The sequence below is a fragment of the Paramagnetospirillum caucaseum genome (assembly GCF_000342045.1).
GTDB lineage: Bacteria > Pseudomonadota > Alphaproteobacteria > Rhodospirillales > Magnetospirillaceae > Phaeospirillum > Phaeospirillum caucaseum.
Genome location: NZ_AONQ01000186.1, coordinates 1 through 794, shown reverse-complemented (window position 1 = coordinate 794; position 794 = coordinate 1). Strand labels below are relative to the sequence as shown.

Genomic DNA, 794 nt, shown 5'->3' with positions numbered 1-794 from the left:
TTTCCACGGTGCGCACGCCGATATCCAGCCGGATGGCGATCACCTTGTTGGAATGTCCCTGGGCGAGCAGTTCCATCACTCCGCCATCCGGTGCGCACGGCCCTGACCATCTCGGCCAGTCTGGCGCAGATCGGCGAGTTCTCGTTCATCCTGGCGGAGTTGGGCGTCAACCTCGACCTGCTGCCGCCCCGCGCCCGCGACCTGATCCTGGCGGGCGCCATCGTCTCGATCCTGCTCAACCCCCTGATGTTCGCCGCCATGGACCGGCTCCTGAAACGCCTGGAAACGCGCGGAAAGGAGACGGGACCGGCAGAGGCCGCGCCGGATACCATCTCCCCCGCCGACGCGTCCCTGCCGGTCTCCTCGCTGGAAGGTCATGTGGTGCTGGTCGGCTATGGCCGGGTCGGCAGCCTGATCGGCCAGACCCTGCTGGAGCGTCGCCACACGTTCCTGGTGATCGAGGATACCGACACCACCGTCGCCCAGCTGCGCAAGGCCGGCATCGAGGTGATCGACGGCAACGTCGCCAAGCCGCAGGTTCTCAAGGCGGCCAATCTGGCCAAGGCCAGTTGCATGGTGGTGGCCATCCCCAATGCCTTCGAAGCGGGACAGGCCGTCCAGCAGGCCCGCGCCGCCAACCCGTCCCTGCGGATCATCGCCCGCGCCCATTCCGACCCGCAGGTCGAGCATCTCTCCGGCCTGGGGGCCGACACCGTGGTGATGGGCGAGCGCGAAATCGCCCGCGGCATCGCCGAACGGCTGTTCCCTGAGCCCCGTGCCGATAGGGGCTCAGG

At 68.0% G+C, this 794-nt stretch carries 2 protein-coding genes; one reads left to right on the top strand and one right to left on the bottom strand.

What is annotated here, in order from left to right:
- Positions 1-76 (bottom strand): LuxR C-terminal-related transcriptional regulator (locus H261_RS26810; protein WP_008622802.1); only part of this gene is annotated, 76 nt, incomplete at its 3' end.
- Between the two features lie 14 nt (positions 77-90).
- Here H261_RS26810 and H261_RS22925 point away from each other — a divergent pair.
- Positions 91-794, top strand: a 704-nt coding sequence (locus H261_RS22925; protein WP_008622801.1) for an NAD-binding protein, incomplete at its 3' end; no start/stop codon positions are given.